This is a genomic window from Agrobacterium vitis, assembly GCF_037039395.1.
Classification (GTDB): domain Bacteria; phylum Pseudomonadota; class Alphaproteobacteria; order Rhizobiales; family Rhizobiaceae; genus Allorhizobium; species Allorhizobium vitis_E.
Window position 1 is genome coordinate 1,623,703 of sequence record NZ_CP146242.1, and the last position, 19,146, is coordinate 1,642,848.

The 19,146-nt window shown below is 55.7% G+C and carries 11 protein-coding genes; 5 read left to right on the forward strand and 6 right to left on the reverse strand.

The window, feature by feature from the left end; all coding sequences use genetic code 11:
- Positions 1–27: 27 nt before the first annotated feature.
- Complete coding sequence (gene rimP / locus V6582_RS10285) at positions 28–642, reverse strand: ribosome maturation factor RimP (RefSeq protein ID WP_156631197.1); 615 nt, start codon at positions 640–642, stop codon at positions 28–30.
- A gap of 73 nt (positions 643–715) precedes the next feature.
- A complete protein-coding gene (locus tag V6582_RS10290) occupies positions 716–1,132 on the reverse strand; it encodes a hypothetical protein (RefSeq protein ID WP_349508965.1) in 417 nt (138 codons plus the stop codon).
- Here V6582_RS10290 and V6582_RS10295 point away from each other — a divergent pair.
- Together V6582_RS10295 and V6582_RS10300 are read left to right on the forward strand one after the other, a co-directional pair.
- Complete coding sequence (locus V6582_RS10295) at positions 1,014–2,573, forward strand: MFS transporter (RefSeq protein WP_349508957.1); 1,560 nt, start codon at positions 1,014–1,016, stop codon at positions 2,571–2,573. The genes V6582_RS10290 and V6582_RS10295 overlap by 119 nt on opposite strands.
- Before the next feature lie 83 nt (positions 2,574–2,656).
- Positions 2,657–5,158: a calcium-binding protein gene (locus V6582_RS10300; RefSeq protein WP_156631198.1), complete on the forward strand. Its 2,502-nt coding sequence runs from the start codon at positions 2,657–2,659 to the stop codon at positions 5,156–5,158.
- A 72-nt stretch (positions 5,159–5,230) separates the two neighbouring features.
- Here V6582_RS10300 and V6582_RS10305 read toward each other — a convergent pair whose 3' ends face one another.
- Positions 5,231–6,277: a glycosyltransferase family 61 protein gene (locus V6582_RS10305; protein ID WP_156631199.1), complete on the reverse strand. Its 1,047-nt coding sequence runs from the start codon at positions 6,275–6,277 to the stop codon at positions 5,231–5,233.
- Between the two features lie 327 nt (positions 6,278–6,604).
- Here V6582_RS10305 and V6582_RS10310 point away from each other — a divergent pair, with 327 nt between their 5' ends.
- Together V6582_RS10310 and V6582_RS10315 are read left to right on the forward strand one after the other, a co-directional pair.
- Complete coding sequence (locus V6582_RS10310; protein ID WP_156631200.1) at positions 6,605–11,581, forward strand: beta strand repeat-containing protein; 4,977 nt, start codon at positions 6,605–6,607, stop codon at positions 11,579–11,581.
- 440 nt (positions 11,582–12,021) lie between these two features.
- A complete protein-coding gene (locus V6582_RS10315) occupies positions 12,022–15,279 on the forward strand; it encodes a beta strand repeat-containing protein (protein WP_156631201.1) in 3,258 nt (1,085 codons plus the stop codon).
- A 42-nt stretch (positions 15,280–15,321) separates the two neighbouring features.
- Here the strand turns inward: V6582_RS10315 and V6582_RS10320 are convergent, their stop codons facing one another.
- Together V6582_RS10320 and recR are read right to left on the reverse strand one after the other, a co-directional pair.
- Entirely contained in the window at positions 15,322–16,581 is a 1,260-nt protein-coding gene (locus V6582_RS10320) for a lytic murein transglycosylase (protein WP_156631202.1), read from the reverse strand.
- Positions 16,582–16,617: 36 nt separating this feature from the next.
- Entirely contained in the window at positions 16,618–17,223 is a 606-nt protein-coding gene (gene recR, locus V6582_RS10325; RefSeq protein ID WP_156631203.1) for a recombination mediator RecR, read from the reverse strand.
- A 56-nt stretch (positions 17,224–17,279) separates the two neighbouring features.
- Between recR and V6582_RS10330 the strand changes: the two genes are divergently transcribed.
- Positions 17,280–17,897: an MOSC domain-containing protein gene (locus tag V6582_RS10330; protein WP_156631204.1), complete on the forward strand. Its 618-nt coding sequence runs from the start codon at positions 17,280–17,282 to the stop codon at positions 17,895–17,897.
- Between the two features lie 195 nt (positions 17,898–18,092).
- Here the strand turns inward: V6582_RS10330 and V6582_RS10335 are convergent, their stop codons facing one another.
- Positions 18,093–19,085 carry a LysR substrate-binding domain-containing protein gene (locus tag V6582_RS10335; RefSeq protein WP_156631205.1) on the reverse strand — a complete coding sequence of 331 codons (993 nt, stop codon included), beginning with the start codon at positions 19,083–19,085 and terminating at the stop codon, positions 18,093–18,095.
- Positions 19,086–19,146: the final 61 nt, after the last annotated feature.

Below are 19,146 nucleotides of genomic sequence, written 5' to 3' on the forward strand. Positions count from 1 at the left end.
ATGTTCGCCTGCCAGGCGCGTTATCGGTTATTGGTCTTCGCCGGTTTCGTCGTTCTGGTTCGCAGCTTCAGCCGCGGCCTTTGCCTGTTTGTCGGCCCGCAGCGCATCGCGCACCAGATCATCCGTCAGGATCAGCTTGGCCTCGGCCAATGCCGTGAACGGGATGGTGAGCCGTGGCTCTTCCCCATCGGCGACCTGATCGCGCTCCAGAACGAAACCGTCCGGGGTGACATCCGCAATCTTGCCGCGAAACCGCTTGCGGTTATCGATTAGAATGGACGTTTCGCATTTCAGCAGATTGCCCTGCCAGCGCGTGAAATCGGATGCGCGCACCATCGGACGGTCGATACCGGGCGACGAGACTTCCAGATGATACTCCTTATCGACCGGATCTTCCACATCCAGAACCGGAGAAATCGCCATCGACAGTTCTTCGCAATCCTCGACAGTCATGGTGCCGTCCTTGCGCTCGGCCATGATTTGCAGGGTCATGCCGTTCTGGTTGAGGATCCGCACACGAACGAGCTTGAAACCAAGCTCAACAATGACGGGCTCGATGATATCGGCGATGCGCCGGTCCAGGCCGGTTTCGGTAATCAGACGTGGCTCGGGCGCCTCATCGGCTGGCACGTGTTCGGACAAACCTGTCCTCCTCGGTATGGAGCTTCATGGTCCATCGCCAACAAAAAAGAGCGGGTCCTTGCGGGCCCACTCTTCATCTGGCGATCAAGAATTTGAACGCCGTATACGCCCTTGGCGGCAAGAATGCAAGCATTTCAGAAAAGACGATCCAATCGCCCTCAAACGCAGACGTGAGTTCATTTTGCCCAAATAAGGACTGTTTTCTTGGTTTCAAGGGATTAGGTTGTGCAACAGGCGAGTCGCCTCTCGGTCGGCTGCCCTTCATCGCCCATCCCAGCCTGCAACCGATCGAGCGGAAAACCGTGCCGGACAGAAAATCATCATTGGCGCCTTTCAAGAACCAGATCTTTCTGACGATCTGGTTGGCGAGCATCACCTCCAACTTCGGCGGCCTGATCCAGGATGTCGGCGCCGCCTGGATGATGACATCGATCTCCTCTTCGGAAAGCATGGTGGCGCTTGTCCAGGCCTCCAATACCGCGCCGATCATGCTGTTTTCGCTGGTGGCCGGGGCGCTGGCCGATGGGTTCGACCGCCGCCGGGTTATGCTGTTTGCGCAAGTCTTTCTGCTGACTGTCTCAGCACTCCTGTCGCTCTTCACGTGGTTTGGCCTGCTGACGCCGTGGTCGCTTCTGGCCTTCACCTTTCTGATCGGCTGCGGAACGGCCTTGAACAGCCCGGCCTGGCAAGCCTCGGTCGGCGATATCGTCGGGCGCGAAGACCTGCCCTCCGCCGTCTCGCTCAACAGCATGGGCTTCAACATTACCCGCAGCGTCGGTCCCGCCATTGGCGGCCTGATCGTCGCCCTGGCAGGCGCGGCGACAGCCTTTGCCATCAATGCCGTCAGTTACCTGGCGATGATCTATGCGTTGTTTCGCTGGAAGCCGGTCTATCCGAAAAACACCCTGCCCCGCGAAAATCTCGGCCACGCCATCGCCGCTGGCCTGCGCTACATGGCCATGTCGCCCAACCTGATGAAAGTGCTGTTTCGCGGGTTTTTCTTCGGTTTTTGCGCAACCGCGATCCTGTCCCTGCTGCCGCTGGTGGTGAAGGATAATCTCGGCGGAGGCCCGCTGGCCTATGGCGGCTTGCTGGGCGCTTTCGGGATCGGTGCCATTGCCGGTGCGATCTCCAATGCCCGTATTCGTGAAAAGCTGAGCAGCGAACAGATCGTCAGCTGTTCCTTCGCCGGCTTCGCGCTGGCCTCCGTTCTGACTGGCATTAGCCATCATTTCTGGCTGACGGCCCCTGCCCTGGTTCTGGCCGGAGCCTGCTGGGTGCTGTCGCTGTCGCTGTTCAATACGGTGGTGCAGCTTTCGACCCCGCGCTGGGTGGTGGGCCGGGCGCTGTCGCTCTACCAGACCGCCACCTTTGGTGGCATGGCGGGCGGAGCCTGGATCTGGGGCTTGCTGGCCGAATCCGGCAGCGCAGGTCATGCCCTGGTGATGGCGGCGGGGCTGATGGCTCTCGGTGTCGGCATTGGTCTCGCCTTGCCGATGCCCGCCTTTGCGACGCTTGATCTCAACCCGCTCAACCGTTTCAACGAACCGCCCCTGCGGCTGGATATCCGCCCGCGCAGCGGCCCGATTGTCATCCAGATCGATTTCGAGATCGACGACAAGGACGTGCCGGAATTTTTAGAGGTCATGGTTGAGCGCAGGCGCATCCGTCTGCGAGATGGCGCACAGAACTGGGCGCTGATGCGCGACCTGGAAAACCCTGACATTTGGACGGAAACCTATCACACCCCGACCTGGGTCGATTACGTCCGCCACAACCACCGCCGCACCAAGGCCGACGCCGAAATCACCGACCGGCTGGGAGACCTGCACAAAGGCTCAAAACCACCGCACGTCCACCGGATGATCGAACGCCAGACCATACCGCCTGCCGACGACATATTCCACAAACCGCATATCGATCATCATTGAATTATTTTTGGTATGTAATTTTCACACTACACAACCAAATTTAAACGTGCAAACTATTCCTGTTTCAATCAGGGGCGGTTTAAATGGTATATATTTTGGGTGGAAGTGGCAAGGATACGCTCACAGGTACGTCTGACTTTGACAATCTCAGTGGGGGGGAAGGCGATGACACCATCAATGGTGGCGCAGGCAACGATTACCTCTCAGGGGATGGGGGAAATGATGCAATTTCGGGAGAAGACGGCTCCGATTCCATTCGAGGAGGCTCAGGCAACGACAGCCTTTCCGGCGGCGATGGAGTTGATACTCTTTATGGCGAAGCCGGCGATGACAGCCTTTCCGGCGATGCCGGTAACGATGTTCTGAATGGCGGAGCCGGGGCCGATATTCTGAACGGCGGCGATGGCACGGATACTGTCAATTATACGTCAAGCGGTGCGATCAATATAAATCTCGCGACGGGACTGGCGAGTGGAGGCGATGCGCAAGGCGATACCTTTGTCAGCATTGAGGTCATCAGTGCATCGAGCCAAGACGATGTTCTTGTCGGCGACGATGACGACAATGTCTTCAAGGGCGGCTATGGCAGTGATACCATTAGTGGTGGCGACGGCGATGACACGTTAGCAGGCGGCTGGGATGCGGATGTGATCAATGGCGGGAACGGCTCCGACACCGCAAGTTTCATCGACAACATGGCTGTGGTCGTCAATCTCAAAACCGGCGAGATGAGCGGCGATGCCCAAGGTGATGTCCTGATCGACATCGAAAACCTCATGGGCTCCTACTATGACGACACGCTTACCGGTGACGACGGCGATAACGTTATCGATGGATATTACGGTTGGGACCTTTTGGATGGCGGCTTGGGTGCCGACACACTCAAGGGCGGGGCGGATGGTGGAGCGGCAGTCTACACCTACTCGAACGAAGCTGTGCAGATCAACATCGACACCGGTATTAACACCGGCGGTTATGCCGAAGGTGATGTTTTTGAGAAAATACTTCAGGTCCATGGATCTGCTTTCAATGACACATTCACCGCCTCGAAAGATGCCCGTTTTGCAGGCGGCCTGGGTGATGATCACTACATTGTCAACAGCTCCTCCGTTTATCTGATCGAACAGGAGGGCGAAGGTATCGACACCGTGACGACCGGGTTAAACCGTTATTCTCTGACCACGAATTTTGAAAACCTCACTTACACCGGTACGGCCAATTTCACTGGATATGGAACGGTGGCCGATAACGTGATGATCAGCGGGGCCGGCGCGGATTACCTGCATGGAAACAACGGTAATGATACGCTGATCGGTGGGGCCGGCGCAGACAAGTTAAGCGGTGGCGGTGACAATGATACATCCAGCTATCGTGACTCGACGTCAGCGGTTACTGTCAATCTGACTACGGAGCTTGCGCAAGGTGGATTTGCACAAGGAGATACGTTTATCTCTATAGAAAGCCTGGAAGGTTCTGCATACAACGATACACTGACCGGCGACAGAGAAGACAATACACTGCGCGGCGGCGATGGCGGCGATGTATTGGACGGCGCGGCGGGCAGCGATACGACGAGTTACCTGGATTCGACCAGTGCGGTCACAGTTAATCTCCAAAGCCGCACGCTATCTGGTGGATATGCGAATGGAGATACCATCATCTCTATCGAAAATCTGGAAGGCTCAGCCTATGCTGACAGTCTGACTGGAGACGATGAAGCTAACGTTCTAACCGGCGGAACGGGTGCAGACCTTCTGGATGGCGGAGCCGGTTCAGATACGGCAAACTACAGCGACTCCACCGCAGGTGTAATCATCAATCTCGTAACTGGCCAAACAGCCGGTGGCTCGGCAGAAGGCGACGTACTCGTCTCAATAGAAAATGTCACAGGCTCCAGCGAAGCGGATTACCTGACGGGCAACGATGGCAGCAATGTGCTTTCTGGTGGAGAAGGCGATGACCATCTGATCGGCGGCAGCGGCGACGATCTGCTGAAAGCAGGCAGCGGCGCGGACATTCTGGATGGCGGCGACGGTAGCGATACTGCAAGTTACGCTGACTCTTCCGTTGGTATCAGCGCAAGTCTCTCTGGAGACGCTGGCGTCGGAGGTTCGGCAGAAGGTGATGTGCTGATCTCCATAGAAACGCTGGAGGGTTCCGTTTACGCCGACACTCTTTCGGGAAGCGGATATGCGGACGTTCTTAGGGGTGGCAAGGACGCTGATACGCTCTTTGGTCTTGAAGGTAACGATTCGCTTCATGGGGATGGCGGCAATGACGTCCTTTATGCGGACGCTGGCGATGACACTCTTGCCGGTGGCGAAGGCGACGATGCCCTCTACGGTGGTGACGGCAGCGACGTGTTCGTGTTCAGCTCAAACTATGACAATGATGTGATTTTCGACTTCGACTCGTCGGCAGATTCGATCGACCTGACCAGCATGGGCTTTGCCACCGTCAGTGACGCCGCCGCCTATGCAACCGAGATCGAAGACGGCGTGCTGTTCACCTTCAGTCACGTGGATACGCTGACAGTGTATGGCTTGAACTATGCAAGCCTGACATCCAGCGACACATTGATGTAAAAATCGACTTGTTGCCGGGGTGCTTTCGCCCCGGCCACATACTCCTTCGTCAATTTTGATTTCATCGGCCGGTCATGCGGCCAAGACTTTTTCCAACAGGGCAAGATCGACGATCTGCCACATATCGTTTCTGACCTTGACCTCTTTCGCTGTCCCGTCAGCGTTCTGGCCGGGCCTATCGGGATTGATGATTGCCGTGTAATCCAGTCGTTTTTCCTGACAAATTCGGGCATAGCAGGCATTGATGCAGTGGACCTGCAACAGTTCGATAACGCTGGTTTTGGCGCCCGGCTGGCAATAAACCAGATTTGCCAAGCCTGCACCATGCGGGGCGACAATCACCTCGGCATCGCGGAAAGCCACGACCTGTTCCTTTACGGAAAGCTCACCAGGTGTGATGATTTCAAACCCACGGCTTTCGAGCAACGCACATACAGCCCTTTCATTGACAACCCGGCGCACATCTCCAGCATCCAGGCGCGAAACATAGATCTTGCGGCTGAACCGGCGCTCAATCTTGACACGCTGCGCAAGGGCCTCGAATTCAGCCATCACGGCTGGATGTGGCGCGTGAGCAAAACCGCCGCCTATCAGATTACTCGTGATGCAGTCATCGACATGCAAAACATGGTGATGGTCCATTTCGAGCAATTGCCCATTGAATCCGGTGAGAGAAAGAGCTTCATTCCTCCAACCATTCAGACGCGGCATTGCCAATAGAATATTACCATCATCACGGTGTTTTTTATAAATCAATAGACAGCCGATGGCCTGTAACGTCCAATGATAATAGTTTTTGTACCAACCATTACCAATGATAAGCGGAGATATCTCCTCTATCTGAGATATTTTCGCATTTTTAGGAACCAATTCATCGACTATATCTGGATATACGCCATAGAGCGTGTGCTTGATATCCCCGAAATTTTTCGATTTTATCGCACCGCACCAGCCCAGAACGAAGGACTCGCCAAGCCTGAGAAAGGTGATTTCCGGGCTAACGTAACCAAGCGGAATGGCCTGTCGAAATGCCTCCAGCTCGTCGTCACCCTCAGCATCGGCGGCAACATAAATTTCAGGTGTCCAGGAGCGCACTTCAACAGCTGCGATGTTCAGCATTGTTTTTACATCTCTTTACTCAAAAAATGTCGGAAAGCTCCAATGGGAGACAACCGAGCATAGTCCACAACCCCTATAGCTAGAAAGTGATAACGCTTTAGGATGACCAAACAAAGAGGCACATGAACAGGTTTTATCGTAGCAAATGCCAAACCGATTGACGCTCAAGGCTGCGTTTCTTGAACGCACTACGGCGCTTATGGTAACTCAAGCCCTCAACTTTCAACTTATAATTTTATATTTCTAAATTAGTACAAAAAATTCCCTCTATGCGATTATATTTGGATATGCGAACTATAGAATCGGACGCAATCAGGGGTATATTGCATGGCGACTTTAACGGGCGATTCTGGAAATAATGTTTTAAACGGAACAACGGCAGCTGATACGATTTCAGGCCTGGCTGGTGATGATACATTAAACGGCGGCGATGGTAACGATACGCTAAAAGGTGGAGCAGGTGCTGACGCTTTAAAGGGCGGGGCGGGCTCCGACACGGCCAGTTATGCTGGAAGTGTGGCGGTCAACGTCAACCTCAAGACCGGCATCACATCTGGTGGAGACGCTGCTGGCGACACGTTCGACAGTATCGAAAATCTGACAGGGTCGAACAACGCCGACACGCTGACCGGCGATGATGGTGACAACGTTATATCCGGAGGCAGCCACAATGACACCCTGGACGGTGGCAAAGGAGCCGATACGCTGGACGGCGGCACCGGCACTGACACGGTAACCTACGCCAAGTCAGATGCAGCTGTACATGTGATCTTCGATGAACGTGGTTATAACTATGGCTATGGATTGGGTGGCGATGCTCAGGGTGATAATTATATCTGGGTCGACAAGGTCATTGGATCAGACTTCGATGATACATTTACCGGGATAAAGTCTACCGTTACCTTTTCAGGTGGCAAGGGTAACGACACCTACGAAATTAGCAACGCAAGTTTCACTGTGATCGAAGCCAACGGCGAAGGCAACAATGACACAGTCCTTACGTCAATCAATTATACGCAGCCGGACTATGTCGAAACGCTGGAATACAATGGAACCGGTGACTTTACCGGCACTGGAAACGATCAGAACAATACAATCGTTGGCGGCTCAGGCAACGACACGCTGATCGGCAATGGTGGAGCCGATAAGCTAAAAGGCGGATCGGGCTCCGACACAGCCAGCTATGAGAAAAGCGCAGCGGTCAATATCAACCTCAAGACCGGCGAGAAATCAGGTGGAGATGCCGCTGGCGATGAATTCACCAGCATCGAAAACCTCACAGGATCAGTTAATAAAGACACGCTGACTGGTGACGACGGTAACAATGTCATCGATGGCGGCGGTTCCGACGATGTTCTTGAAGGTGGCAAAGGTGCTGATACCCTGATAGGTGGTGCCAACACAGATACGGCCAGCTATGCTGGCTCCGACGCAGCAGTACAAATCAATCTCGTCACGGGCATTCACACCGGCGGCGATGCCGAAGGCGACACATTAACCACAATCGAAAAAATCGCCGGCTCAGACTTCAAGGACACATTCACCGCATCAAGCTCCATCACCTTCGCAGGTGGAGAAGGGGATGACACCTATTACGTTGGCAGCACCAGCGTCACCGTCTCCGAGGCAGCAGATGAGGGCAGCGATACTGTCCGTACATCAATTGATTACACCCTAACGAAAAATGTCGAGAATCTCGTATATACCGGCTCCAATAACTTCACCGGCACAGGTAACGATCTGGACAACACCATCAGCGGCGACACGGGTAACGACACGCTGATCGGCGATGGTGGAGCCGATAAGCTAGAAGGCGGGTTAGGCTCCGACACGGCCAGCTATTACGGAAGCAACGGCGTTACGGTCAGCCTGGCCAGCAGCATCGGCGCAACTGGCGATGCAATTGGCGATACGTTTGACAGTATCGAGAACCTGACAGGGTCGGGCACCGCCGATACCCTTACGGGCGACGACGGTGACAATGTCATATCCGGTGCCAACGGCAATGACACGCTGGACGGAGGCAAAGGGGCCGACACGCTGGACGGCGGCGCTGGCGGCGGTGATACCGTAACCTACGCCAAATCAGATACCGCTGTTCATGTGATCTTCGATGAACGTGATAATGGCAATGGCTATGGATTGGGTGGCGATGCTCAGGGTGATGATTATCTCGCGATCGAAAAGGTCATTGGATCAGACCTCAATGATACTTTTACTGGGATAAAATCAAAAGTTACATTTGCAGGTGGCGATGGTGACGACACCTACGAAATTAGCAATACAAGTTTCACTGTGATCGAAGCCAACGGCGAAGGCAACAATGACACAGTCCTTACGTCAATCAATTATACGCAGCCGGACTATGTCGAAACGCTGAAATATACTGGAACCGGTGACTTTACCGGCACTGGAAACGATCAGAACAATACCATCGTTGGCGGCGCGGGTAACGACACGCTGATCGGCAATGGTGGAGCCGATAAGCTAGAAGGCGGATCGGGCTCCGACACAGCGAAGTATGAGGGAAGCGCGGCGGTCAATATCAACCTCAAGACCAATTTAGCGACTGGCGGCGAAGCGGCTGGCGATACATTCTTCAGTGTCGAGAACCTGACGGGTTCCAGCTACGCCGACACGCTGACGGGTGATGACAACAACAACGTTTTCAACGGTGGCGCTGGCAAAGACACGCTAGCAGGCGGCAAAGGCGCCGATACCCTGATAGGTGGTTATGGCGATGACATCTTGGTAGGTGGCGAGGGAGCCGACACGCTGACCGGTGGCGGTGACACTGACACGGCAAGCTACGCCAGTTCGTTAGCCGCTATCCAAATCAATCTCGTCACCGGCGCGAATACGGGCGGTGATGCAGCAGGTGATACGCTGACCGGCATCGACACGATTATCGGCTCAGACTTCAACGACACATTCACCGCATCAAGCTCCATCACCTTCGCAGGTGGAGAAGGGGATGACGCTTATGTCGTCGGCAGCACCAGCGTCACCGTCTCCGAGGCAGCAGATGAGGGCAGCGATACTGTCCGGACATCAATTGATTACACCCTAACGAACAATGTCGAGAATCTCGTATATACCGGCTCCAATAACTTCACCGGTACGGGTAACGCCCTGAACAACACGATCATCGGCGGGTCGGGCAATGACACGCTGATCGGGAAGGCAGGCGCCGATGCCTTGATTGGCGGGTCGGGCTCCGATACCGCAAGCTATGCTGGAAGCGCAGCAGTCAATGTCAACCTCAAGACCAATCTTGCGACCGGCGGCGAAGCTGAGAAAGACACATTCTCCAGCATCGAGAACCTGACAGGGTCGAGCAGCGCCGATACGTTAACGGGTGATGACAACAACAATGTTCTCAGCGGTAGCGGCGGCAATGACACCTTGGCAGGTGGCAAAGGCGCCGACACGCTGAACGGCGGCGATGGCAGTGACACGGCAAACTACGCCAACTCCTTTGCGGCCATCCAGATCAATCTCGTCACCGGCACCCATACGGGCGGTGATGCCGCAGATGACACACTGAGCAGCATCGAAGGCGTGATCGGTTCTCAATATGACGACCGATTCACCTCGGCATCAACAGGAACGCTTTCCGGTGGCGGTGGCAATGACACCTATGTCGTCAGCCAAGGTGCCAGTACGACGGTCCTGGTCGAAGAGGCAAATGCTGGCAAGGATACGGTTGAAACAACCTTGACCAGCTACACGCTGAAAACCAATTTCGAAAACCTCACCCACACCGACTCGACCAATTTTCTCGGTTACGGCAATAGTGCCGACAACGTCATCGTCAGTCAGGGCGGCGTCGATAAGCTCTATGGCTATACTGGCAACGATACGATCCGTGGCGGCAGCGGTGGCGACACCATTGACGGTGGCGACGGAAGCGACACGGCAAGCTACAGCGATTCGACCGCCGCGGTGACCATTAATCTTTCCACGAAAACGATCTCCGGCGGTTACGCAACAGGCGATGTGTTCACCAGCATCGAAAACGTCGAAGGATCGGCCTATGCCGATACGCTGACAGGAGACACCGGCGCCAACGTACTATCGGGTGGAGCGGGCGATGACCTATTGATCGGTGGCGCGGGTGCTGACACGCTGAATGGCGGCGCGGGCCAAGACAAGGTCACCTATGAAGCCTCGGCTGCGGCAGTCAAAGTTGATCTCAGCACTGGAACTGCAACAGGTGGCGATGCACAAGGCGATAAATTCAGCAGCATCGAACGTGTCATCGGCTCCAGCTTCAATGATACGCTGATTGGAAGCAGCGCGGCGGAAATGTTAACCGGCGGCGCTGGCGACGATATTCTGATCGGCGGCGGTGGCAATGACGTCCTGAACGGTGGAGAGGGCGCCGATGTCCTCGATGGCGGCGCCGGGAATTACGATACGCTCAACTACTCTGCTGCAACATCGGCGGTAATGCTGGATCTGACGACAGGAACCGGCTCCGGCTATGCGGCGGGCGATACGTTTACCGGGATCGAGGCCTTCACCGGCAGCGCTTATGGTGACACCTATACCGGCAGCACCTACGCTGCCGAATATAATGTCGGTGCTGGCAATGACACTATTTTGGCGGGCTCCGGCGCCGAGAAAATCAATGGTGGCGCGGGGACGGATACCGCAAGCTATGAACTGTCCACCGCAGGTGTTTCCGTCAACCTTGTGACAAATGTCGGCAGCGGCGGTTACGCCGAGGGCGATCACTATAGCAGCATCGAGGTTGTCGTCGGCTCCGCCTTTGGTGACACATTCACCACAAGCACCGCCAAGACCCTGTCAGGCGGCCTTGGCGATGACACCTATGACATCGCAAGTTCGGCAAGCGCGATTACGGAAAATGCCGATGCGGGGATTGATCTCGTCAAGACCAGCAGTGCCAGCTATACGCTGGGCGATAATCTCGAAAACCTCACCTATACCGGCACAGCCAACTTCACCGGCTCCGGCAACAGCGCCGACAATGTGCTGACCGGCGGCGCTGGCGATGACGTGCTGGATGGTGGCACCGGCAATGACGGACTATATGGCGGTGAAGGCCGCGATGCGTTCGTGTTCAACACCAGCTATGGCAATGATGTCGTTTTCGACTTCCAGGCCTCGTCGGACACAATCGATCTGACCGGCATGGGCTTTGCCACCGTCAGCGACGCCGCCGCCTATGCCAGCGAGATCGAGGACGGCGTGCTGTTCAACTTCGGCAACGGCGATACGCTGACGGTGCATGGCTTGAGCTATGCAAGCCTGACATCAAGCGACACATTGATGTAAAAACGACTTGTGGTCGGGGTGCTTTCGCCCCGGCCACGAGCTCCTGTTTCAATTTTGATTTCATTGGCCAATCATGTAGTTAAGACCTTTTCCAACAGGGCAGGATCGACGATCTGCCACATGTCATTTCTGACCTTGACCTCTTACGCTGTCCCGTCTGCGTTCTGGCTGGGCCTGTCAGGATTGATGATTGCCGTATAATCCAATCGTTTTTCCTGACAAATTCGGGCATAGCAGGCATTGATGCAGTTGACCTGCAACAGTTCGATAACCCTGGTTTTGACGACTGGTTGGCAACAAACCAGATTTGCCGAGCCCGCGGCATGCGTAGCGACAATCCTTGGTTTTAATAATTACTAAATTAGACGATTAAATTCCCTCTATGCGATTATATTTTGATATGCAATTTATAAATCAGGGTGCAATCAGGGGTATATAACATGGCGACTTTAACGGGCGATTCTGGAAATAATACTTTAAACGGAACAACAGCGGCAGATACAATTTCAGGCCTAGCTGGCGACGACATATTAAACGGTAGCGATGGTAACGATACGCTAGATGGTGGCGAGGGTGCCGACACGCTGAACGGTGGTATTGGTAATGACACCTTGGTAGGTGGCGAGGGTGCCGACACGCTGACCGGCAGTGATGGCGATGACACCTTTGTAGGTGGCGAGGGTGCCGATAAGCTGAGCGGTGGCGCTGGCACTGACACGGCAAGCTACGCCAGTTCGTCAGCCGCTATCCAAATCAATCTCGTCACCGGCACGAATACGGGCGGTGAGGCAGCACATGATACGCTGACCGGCATCGACAAGATTATCGGCTCTGACTTCAACGACACATTTACCGCATCAAGCACCATCACACTGGCAGGCGGCAAAGGGGACGATACCTATGTCGTGGGCAGAAGCAGCGTCATCGTCTCCGAAGGCACAGGTGGGGGCAGTGACACGGTCCAGTCCTCGATAAACTACGCGCTGTCGGATTATGTCGAAACGCTGGAATACACAGGAACTGGCGACTTTACCGGTACCGGAAGCGCGCAGGATAACACGATCATCGGTGGTGCCGGTAACGATACGCTGATCGGCAAGGCGGGTGCCGACATCTTGAACGGCGGCGACGGCTCCGACACGGCGAGCTATGAGGGAAGTGCGGCGGTTAATATCAACCTCAAGAGCAATGTAGCGACCGGCGGCGAAGCGGCTGGCGATACATTCACCAGTATCGAAAACCTGATAGGCACCAGCAGTGCCGACACGCTGACGGGTAATGACAACAACAACGTTCTCAACGGTGGCGGTGGCAATGACACGCTGGCAGGTGGTAAAGGAGCCGATACGCTGAACGGTGGGAATGGCAATGACACCTTGGAAGGTGGCGAGGGTGCCGACACGCTTAACGGCAGTGATGGCGATGACACCTTGGTAGGTGGCGAGGGTGCCGACACGCTGAGCGGCGGTGATGGCGATGACACCTTGGAAGGCGGCGAGGGCGCCGATACGCTGATCGGCAAGGCGGGTGCCGACATCTTGAACGGCGGCGACGGTTCCGACACAGCAAGCTATGCCGAAAGCGCAGCAGTCAATGTCAACCTCAAGACCAATCTTGCGACCGGCGGCGAAGCGGCTGGCGATACATTCACCAGTATCGAAAACCTGATAGGCACCAGCAGTGCCGACACGCTGACGGGTAATGACAACAACAACGTTCTCAACGGTGGCGATGGCAATGACACACTGGCAGGTGGTAAAGGAGCCGATACGCTGAACGGTGGGAATGGCGATGACACCTTGGAAGGTGGCGAGAGTGCCGATACGCTGAACGGTGGTATTGGTAATGACACCTTGGTAGGTGGCGAAGGTGCCGACACGCTGACCGGCAGTGATGGCGATGACACCTTTGTAGGTGGCGAGGGTGCCGATAAGCTGAGCGGTGGCGCTGGCAATGACACGGCAAGCTACGCCAGTTCGTTAGCCGCTATCAAAATCAATCTCGTCACCGGCACGAATACGGGCGGTGAGGCAGCAGATGATACGCTGACCGGCATCGACAAGATCATCGGCTCTGACTTCAACGACACATTTACCTCGGATTCCGACATTACCTTTGCAGGCGGCAAAGGGGACGATACCTATGTCGTGGGCAGAAGCAGCGTCATCGTCTCCGAAGGCACAGGTGGGGGCAGTGACACGGTCCAGACCTCGGTAAACTACACGCTGTCGGACTATGTCGAAACGCTGGAATACATAGGAGCTGGCTACTTTACCGGCACCGGCAACACACAGGATAACACGATCATCGGTGGTGCCGGTAACGATACGCTGATCGGCAAGGCGGGTGCCGACATCTTGAACGGCGGCGACGGCTCCGACACGGCGAGCTATGAGGGAAGTGCGGCGGTTAATATCAACCTCAAGAGCAATGTAGCGACCGGCGGCGAAGCGGCTGGCGATACATTCACCAGTATCGAAAACCTGATAGGCACCAGCAGTGCCGACACGCTGACGGGTAATGACAACAACAACGTTCTCAACGGTGGCGATGGCAATGACACGCTGGCAGGTGGTAAAGGAGCCGATACGCTGAACGGTGGGAATGGCGATGACACCTTGGAAGGTGGCGAGGGTGCCGACACGCTGAACGGTGGTATTGGTAATGACACCTTGGTAGGTGGCGAGGGTGCCGACACGCTGACCGGCAGTGATGGCGATGACACCTTTGTAGGTGGCGAGGGTGCCGATAAGCTGAGCGGTGGCGCTGGCAATGACACGGCAAGCTACGCCAGTTCGTTAGCCGCTATCAAAATCAATCTCGTCACCGGCACGAATACGGGCGGTGAGGCAGCAGATGATGCGCTGAGCGGCATCGACAAGATCATCGGCTCTGACTTCAACGACACATTTACCGCAAACTCAACAATAACCTTTGCAGGCGGCAAAGGGGACGATACCTATGTCGTTAGCCAAAGTGCCACAACGACGGTTCTGGTCGAAGAGGCAAATGCTGGCACGGATACGGTTGAAACAACCTTGACCAGCTATACGCTGAAAACCAATTTCGAAAACCTCACCCACACCGACTCGACCAATTTTCTCGGTTACGGCAATAGTGCCGACAATGTCATCGTCAGTCAGGGCGGTGTCGATAAGCTCTATGGCTATGCCGGCAACGATACGATCCGTGGCGGCAGCGGTGGCGATACCATTGACGGTGGCGATGGAAGCGACACGGCAAGCTACAGCGATTCCACCGCCGCGGTGACCGTTAATCTTCTCACGAAAACGATCTCCGGCGGTTACGCAACAGGCGATGTGTTCACCAGCATTGAAAATGTCGAAGGGTCGGCCTATGCCGATACGCTGACGGGAGACACCGGGGCCAACGTGCTATCGGGTGGGGCTAGTGATGACGTGCTGGACGGTGGCACAGGCAATGACGGACTTTACGGTGGTGAAGGCAGCGATGTGTTCGTGTTCAACACCAGCTATGGCAATGATGTCGTTTTCGACTTCCAGTCCTCTTCAGACACGATCGACCTGACCGGCATGGGCTTTGCCACCGTCAGCGACGCCGCCGCCTATGCAACCGAGATCGAAGACGGCGTGCTGTTCAACTTCGGCAACGGCGATACGCTGACAGTGCATGGCTTGAGCTATGCAAGCCTGACTGGCAGCGACACATTGATGTAAAAATCGAAATGCCGCCGAGATCTCTGTCTCGGCGGCATTTTCTTACTTCAATTTCGCCTTCAGGCCCTCATCGGGAAAGCAGGTCGGTTTCAGCCCGTTTTTCGCCTGCCAGTCGCCCAGCGACCTTCGGGTCTTGAAGCCTGCGAGACCATCGGCCTTGCCGACATCATAACCTTTTTTCACCAGCGTCTGCTGCATGGACTGCACGTCGGAGCGCAGCATATGGCCGACATCGCCCCACGGCGCCGAAAAGCTGCCCGAACCATAGGCGATCCGGTCGGCAAGATTACCGATGAACAGGGCATAGAGGTCGGAATTGTTATATTCCTTCAGCACATAGAAATTCGGCGTCACCAGAAATTCTGGCCCATGGGTTCCGGCGGGAACCAGCATCATGGTCGGGGCGGAAAGATCCTGTTTCGGGAAGGCTTTGCCGCCAATGCGGCTGATGCCGGTTGCCGCCCAGGCCGACATCGGCTTTGCCAGATCCGGCCCTTCCTGCGCGCAGGAGACGCCGGATGGTATCGTCACTTCGAACCCCCAGTCGCGGCCACGCTGCCAGCCTTTTTGCACCAGGAAATTGGCCATGGAAGCCAGGCTATCCGGCACCGAGGTCCAGATATTGCGATGACCGTCACCATCGAAATCCACTGCATATTGCAGGAAGCTGGAGGGCATGAATTGCGGCTGGCCCAGCGCTCCCGCACTTGAACTCAACATGGCGTCGGCAGCGATATCCTTGCCGTCGATAATATGCAGCGCATCGATCAGTTCGCGGGTGAAAAGCTCCTGCCGTGTGGACATGAAGGCGCTGGTGGCCAGAACATCCACGGCTTCATAGGGGAGCTTGGCCCGGCCATAGCCGGTTTCCCGGCCCCAGAGCGCCAGAAGAATCGGACCGGGAACGCCATATTTGGCCTCGATCTTCTTCAGGGTCGAAGCATATTGGTCCGCCAAGGCCCTGCCGCTCGCGGCCAGTGCCTGCATGCGGGCCTCACGGAAATAGGGGCCGGGAGAGGAAAATTCCGCCTGGCTCTGCGGGCGCTGCTTCGGCGGCGGGAAACCGGGTGGCGCCAGATCGGGAAGCGACCAGTCGAGCTTGACCGTCTTCATCACCGAGGTAAACGTTGCCTGCGAAATGCCCGCCTTTTTGGCTTGCGGCCAGAGATCCCCGCTGATCCAGGACTGAAACCGGCTCTCGATTTCTGCTTTCGATGGTGCTGCCATAACGGTGTTGGCCGTCAAAAAGCAGAGGGTCGCCGCTGCAAGCGCAGCCATGAGGGGGCGGCGAAAATGGGGCATGTCGTCTCCCGGTCAAAATGCGCGATCAAGCGTCTTCTATATCAATGTGCGGGCGCGAAGCGCCGCCGAGAGCGTGCCCTCGTCCAGATAGTCCAGCTCGCCGCCGACAGGCACGCCATGGGCCAGCCGGGTGATTTTTACGTCCAGTCCGGCCAGGTGGTCGGTAATGTAATGGGCGGTGGTCTGGCCTTCCACCGTGGCATTGACGGCGATGATGATTTCACGCACGCCGCCTTTTGCCACCCGGTCGATCAGGCCCTTGATGTTGAGATCGTCCGGCCCGACGCCGTCGAGCGGCGACAGCGTACCACCAAGCACATGATAGGCGGCATTCATCGCGCCTGCCCGCTCCAGCGCCCAGAGATCGGAGACATCTTCCACGACGATGATCATCGATTGGTCGCGCCGCTCGTCAATGCAGACGGTGCAGGGGTCAATGGTGTCGACATTGCCACAGCAGGAGCAGATCTTCACCCTTGCATGGGCCTCGCCCATGGCCAGCGCCAACGGCCCCATCAATTGCTCGCGCTTCTTGATCAGATGCAGCGCCGCCCTTCGGGCCGAGCGGGGTCCAAGCCCCGGCACTTTCGCCAGGAGCTGGATCAGTTTTTCGATTTCGGGACCAGTGACTCGCTTTGCCATGGCGCGTTCTTAGCCCATATCTATCGGAAACGGAATCGCCGAAGGAGAACGGCCCCATGAAAATCCTCGCGGTCTGCCTTGGCCAACCACAAGTTTTGCCCGGTAAAAGCTACAGGACAGGGATTTTCAAATCGGCGCGGACAGGTCCGGTGATGATCGACGAACACGGCCTCGTCGGCGATGCGGTGCTGAATCGCAAGTACCATGGCGGGCCGGACCAGGCGATTTATCTGGAAGGCGCACTGACCTTGCAATGGTGGGAGACGCAACTGAACCGGCAGATCACACCCGGCCTGTTTGGCGAAAATCTGGTTATCGATGGTCTCGACAACCGTGATCTTGCCGTCGGCGACAGGCTTTCCATCGGTGATGTACTGCTGGAGGTGACGGCACCACGTACTCCATGCGCGACATTCTCGGCGAGCATGGAAGATCCTGGCTTTGCAAAACGTTATGCGAGAGCCGCGCGACCAGGAGCGTATTGCCGCGTCCTGCAAGCCGGCATGGTAGAAATGGGTATGAATGCCGAGTGGACAGCGAGCGAAGGCGACAGGTTGACGCTGGCACAGATGATCGGCAAATCCTTCAAATCCCTCGATCCGCAACAGAAGGCCCGCTATCTCACTTTCCCTATCGCGGCACGAATCAGGGCTGAAATTACCGCGACACTTTGACTCGATGTTACGGTCTTGCTTTCCTTAGTCAAAAACGGGCCTCAGTCAAACACGGGCCTCAGTCAAAAACCAGGGACGGCCTTGACGAGTGCCAAACGGGAACAAAAATTTAACGTGAGACTTCTAACGGCCGCACGATCCTGCCTGAATTATACGATTAGGCTTGCTCACAGCATTTATCCATGAAGGATAAACTCATGTCATCGCTCGAAAGCTGTCTGCGGTGGCGCTTGTTGCCGCTATTGCCATGCCGCTGGGCGCCACGGGTGCCAAAGCTGCGGTTGATATGAGTTTCGGTCTCACCGCAATTTCTGCCAATAGCCAATTCTTGAAAGCCAATACGCGCTGACTTTGCACGTTCTGAGGTTTTGTCACAAAATAATATGAGAAGGGCGTGCCAATGGATGCAGCAATTGGAATCACGACGATGCCCAGCTCAATGGCCTCCTCAGCGTAAATGTCCCGAACGATAGCCAACCCCTGAGATGACGCCGCGGCTTTGATCATAAGTGCATCGTCAGAAAAGCTTGTGCCGCGCACGGCTCGACCACTTGGATCCTCGACGCCATGTGCGCGAAACCAGGTCACCCAATCAACGCGATTGCGATCTTGTAAAAGCGGTAGAGCAAGGCAATCGGAAGGTTGCCGAATAGGACCAGCGCTTGCCAAGAATTCCGGACTACCAATCACCACAAGTTGTGGAGTCAGCAGTTGGGTGACCGACATACCTGCATAATTGCCGCTTCCATGTCGGATCGCAACGTCAAACCGTTCATGCCGCAAATCGACCAAAGGCACTGAACTGTCAACCTTTATTTCGATATCCGGATAAAGAGTCGAAAACTTGCCGAGCCTCGGCACAAGCCAGGATGAGGCGAAGGACGGCACCGTCGTCACGACCAGCGCGTCCCGCTCAGGTTTACGGTGATGGAAATCTTCGACGGCGTCTTGTATCTGCTGAAAGGGAAGATTCAGTGCCTCCATCAGCCGAGTGCCTTCAGCGGTCAGGTGCATATCCCTGCTCGATCGCTCAAAAAGCGCCGTTCCCAATCGCTCTTCCACTATCCTGATCTGCTGGCTTATCGCGCCAGGGGTAACACCCAGACTTCGCGCCGCCTCTTTCATGCTCCTAAAGCGCGCGACTTCGACGAAGGTTCTGAGAGATATTAAAGAAACATGTAAAACCATAGGGCGAGTTTAACCAAACTAACTTTACAGACAAGAGAACTCGTTTGTGAGCAGCGACCCC

What these genes read in the sequence shown, in the direction of transcription:
- V6582_RS10330 (WP_156631204.1), top strand. Translation starts at nt 17,280, where the DNA reads ATGAAAATCCTCGCGGTCTGCCTTGGCCAACCACAAGTTTTGCCCGGT.
- V6582_RS10335 (WP_156631205.1), bottom strand. Translation starts at nt 19,085, where the DNA reads ATGGTTTTACATGTTTCTTTAATATCTCTCAGAACCTTCGTCGAAGTC.
- V6582_RS10300 (WP_156631198.1), top strand. Translation starts at nt 2,657, where the DNA reads ATGGTATATATTTTGGGTGGAAGTGGCAAGGATACGCTCACAGGTACG.
- V6582_RS10290 (WP_349508965.1), bottom strand. Translation starts at nt 1,132, where the DNA reads ATGATCGGCGCGGTATTGGAGGCCTGGACAAGCGCCACCATGCTTTCC.
- V6582_RS10320 (WP_156631202.1), bottom strand. Translation starts at nt 16,581, where the DNA reads ATGCCCCATTTTCGCCGCCCCCTCATGGCTGCGCTTGCAGCGGCGACC.
- V6582_RS10305 (WP_156631199.1), bottom strand. Translation starts at nt 6,277, where the DNA reads ATGCTGAACATCGCAGCTGTTGAAGTGCGCTCCTGGACACCTGAAATT.
- V6582_RS10315 (WP_156631201.1), top strand. Translation starts at nt 12,022, where the DNA reads ATGGCGACTTTAACGGGCGATTCTGGAAATAATACTTTAAACGGAACA.
- V6582_RS10310 (WP_156631200.1), top strand. Translation starts at nt 6,605, where the DNA reads ATGGCGACTTTAACGGGCGATTCTGGAAATAATGTTTTAAACGGAACA.
- recR (WP_156631203.1), bottom strand. Translation starts at nt 17,223, where the DNA reads ATGGCAAAGCGAGTCACTGGTCCCGAAATCGAAAAACTGATCCAGCTC.